Consider the following 3623-nt stretch of genomic DNA (forward strand, 5'->3'; position numbering starts at 1 on the left):
GAGAGATTAAAATAACAACATTGTTGGTCACCATAGTATTTGGATCGACCTCAACTGCTGTTCCTTCGGGAACCGGCATGTGCAAAGCCTCCTCGGCGGATCACATGTATCGCGGTTGCAAAACGCAATGTTGTCCAAGTCAAGTACACTAACCAAGCTCGTAGATCGCACGGTCTTCGAGCTGAGACGCATCCCTTCATACAGGATGTTGTCTTATGTCAGACCTTATAGGTCTGGCGGGAAAATGTATGCTTTTGGTTTGGAAAGCGTGGGGGCACATCTTACCAGCTTGTGTCTTCCTGCAGAATGGCGAGAACCTTCGGGTTCTCAGTTTTGCTCTTTCTGGATCAAATCAAGCGCGAGAAGGGCGTTTGGTGAATGCCTAGGCAGTAAGAGGCGATGAAGGACGTGATACTCTGCGATAAGCCATGGGGAGCTGAGAATAAGCTTTGATCCATGGATTTCCGAATGGGGCAACCCACCTGACAGTTTGATATAATTACCCTTGGGTGATTTATATCGTGCTGAACCAGGTACTTTTAGACTGAATACATAGGTTTAAAAGAGCAAACCCGGGGAACTGAAACATCTAAGTACCCGGAGGAAAGGACATCAATAGAGACTCCGTTAGTAGTGGCGAGCGAACGCGGATCAGCCGAGCCTTGAGAGTGAGAAGAACACATTGGAAAATGTGGCCATAGCGGGTGATAGCCCCGTATTCTAAGCTCAATGGGACGTATTAAGTAGGGCGGAACACGTGAAATTCTGTCTGAAGATCGGGGGACCACCCCCGAAGGCTAAGTACTCCTTACTGACCGATAGTGAACCAGTACCGTGAGGGAAAGGTGAAAAGCACCCCGACGAGGGGAGTGAAACAGTTTCTGAAACCGGACGCCTACAAGCAGTCGGAGGGACCTTGAGTCCTGACGGCGTACCTTTTGTATAATGGGTCATCGACTTGGTCTCACAAGCAAGCTTAAGCCGTTAGGTGTAGGCGCAGCGAAAGCGAGTCTTAATAGGGCGATTGAGTTTGTGGGATCAGACCCGAAACCGAGTGATCTAGGCATGACCAGGCTGAAGGTAAGGTAACACTTACTGGAGGGCCGAACCCACACCTGTTGAAAAAGGTCGGGATGAGTTGTGCCTAGGGGTGAAAGGCCAATCAAACTCGGAGATAGCTGGTTCTCTGCGAAATCTATTTAGGTAGAGCGTCATCCGAATACCCCGGGGGGTAGAGCACTGGATGGGTAATGGGGCCCCACAGGCTTACTGATCCTAACCAAACTCCGAATACCCGGGAGTACTAGATGGCAGACACACAGCGAATGCTAACGTCCGTTGTGAAGAGGGAAACAACCCTGACCTCCAGCTAAGGCCCCTAATTCATGGCTAAGTGGGAAAGCAGGTGGGACGACCAAAACAACCAGGAAGTTGGCTTAGAAGCAGCCATCTTTTAAAGATAGCGTAACAGCTCACTGGTCTAGATAAGTTGTCCTGCGGCGAAGATGTAACGGGGCTCAAGCCATGAGCCGAAGCTGAGGATGTATATTTGTATACGTGGTAGCAGAGCGTAGTGTGACATAGTTCCATGTGTCTTTAACCTTCTTCGGAAGGTGTTGGACACAAGGAGCTTTCTGTGAAGCCGGCGCGTGAGCGATCCGGTGGAGAGATCACTAGTGAGAATGATGACATGAGTAGCGACAAAGGGAGTGAGAGACTCCCTCGCCGAAAATCCAAGGGTTCCTGCTTAAAGCTAATCTGAGCAGGGTAAGCCGACCCCTAAGGCGAGGCCGAAAGGCGTAGTCGATGGGAACCAGGTTAATATTCCTGGGCCAGATGGAAGTGACGGATCTCGAGGGTAGTTCATCCTTATCGGATTGAATGGGCTGCTTAGAGGTTCCTGGAAATAGCTCCATCGTTAGATCGTACCCTAAACCGACACAGGTGGATAGGTAGAGAATACCAAGGCGCTTGAGAGAACTATGTTGAAGGAACTCGGCAAAATACCTCCGTAAGTTCGCGAGAAGGAGGCCCGGTTCTAAGGCAACTTGGAGCTGGGGACACAAACCAGGGGGTGGCGACTGTTTACTAAAAACACAGGGCTCTGCGAAGTCGTAAGACGACGTATAGGGTCTGACGCCTGCCCGGTGCCTGAAGGTTAAAAGGAGGAGTGCAAGCTCCGAATTGAAGCCCAGGTAAACGGCGGCCGTAACTATAACGGTCCTAAGGTAGCGAAATTCCTTGTCGGGTAAGTTCCGACCTGCACGAATGGCGTAACGACTTCCCCGCTGTCTCCAACATAGACTCAGCGAAATTGAATTGCCTGTCAAGATGCAGGCTTCCCGCGGTTAGACGGAAAGACCCCGTGCACCTTTACTACAGCTTCACACTGGCATTAGACCGAACATGTGCAGGATAGGTGGTGGGCTTTGAAGCAGAGACGCTAGTTTCTGTGGAGCCTCCCTTGAGATACCACCCTTGTTCTGTTTGATGTCTAACCGCGGTCCGTTATCCGGATCCGGGACCCTGTGTGGCGGGTAGTTTGACTGGGGCGGTCGCCTCCTAAAGAGTAACGGAGGCGCGCGAAGGTTGGCTCAGACCGGTCGGAAATCGGTCGTTGAGTGCAATGGCAGAAGCCAGCCTGACTGCGAGACTGACAAGTCGAGCAGAGACGAAAGTCGGTCATAGTGATCCGGTGGTCCCGAGTGGAAGGGCCATCGCTCAACGGATAAAAGGTACGCCGGGGATAACAGGCTGATACTGCCCAAGAGTCCATATCGACGGCAGTGTTTGGCACCTCGATGTCGGCTCATCTCATCCTGGGGCTGGAGCAGGTCCCAAGGGTACGGCTGTTCGCCGTTTAAAGAGGTACGTGAGCTGGGTTTAGAACGTCGTGAGACAGTTCGGTCCCTATCTGCCGTGGGTGTAGGATACTTGAGAGGAGTTGCCCCTAGTACGAGAGGACCGGGGTGAACGATCCACTGGTGTACCAGTTGTTCCGCCAGGAGCAGTGCTGGGTAGCTATGATCGGACAGGATAACCGCTGAAGGCATCTAAGCGGGAAGCCCCCCTCAAAACAAGGTATCCCTGAGGGCCGAGGTAGACCACCTCGTCGATAGGCCAGAGATGTAAGCGCAGCAATGCGTTCAGTTGACTGGTACTAATTGCCCGATAGGCTTGATTTGATCCAGTAATAGCAAAACTGAAAAGTTTACTAATATTGTTCAAACAGAAGCATACATACCAACACACAGTAAAATGTACTTAGACTTGGACACTCCTAGGAGTGAAACAGAGGTTCTTATTCGGTTTGGTGGTCACAGCGCTAGTGAAACACCCGATCCCATCCCGAACTCGGCCGTTAAGCACGGTTGCGCCGATGGTACTGCGTCTTAAGACGTGGGAGAGTAGGTCACCGCCAAACCTAATAAGAACCTCTAATGGTCCCCTTCAGCCGGGACCAATTTAATCTCTCTAAACGATCAATCAAAAAACGATAACTCTTGTGATAAATTGCCAAATTGGCCCTACCACAAGCATAATGTCGCGGGATGGAGCAGCCCGGTAGCTCGTCAGGCTCATAACCTGAAGGTCGTAGGTTCAAATCCTACTCCCGCAACCAA

Annotated in this window: 1 tRNA gene and 2 rRNA genes; all 3 read left to right on the top strand. The window is 51.3% G+C overall.

The window, feature by feature from the left end:
• The first annotated feature begins 350 nt into the window (after positions 1-350).
• The 3 genes from BM025_RS18625 to BM025_RS18635 all read left to right on the top strand — a co-directional run bounded on the left by BM025_RS18625 (position 351) and on the right by BM025_RS18635 (position 3622).
• Positions 351-3185, top strand: a 23S ribosomal RNA gene (locus BM025_RS18625).
• Positions 3186-3309: 124 nt separating this feature from the next.
• Positions 3310-3424 (top strand): 5S ribosomal RNA (gene rrf / locus BM025_RS18630).
• A gap of 121 nt (positions 3425-3545) precedes the next feature.
• Positions 3546-3622, top strand: a tRNA-Met gene (locus tag BM025_RS18635).
• The last annotated feature ends 1 nt before the right edge of the window (position 3623 follow it).

The sequence above is a fragment of the Pacificibacter marinus genome, from assembly GCF_900109555.1.
GTDB classification, from domain to species: domain Bacteria; phylum Pseudomonadota; class Alphaproteobacteria; order Rhodobacterales; family Rhodobacteraceae; genus Celeribacter; species Celeribacter marinus_C.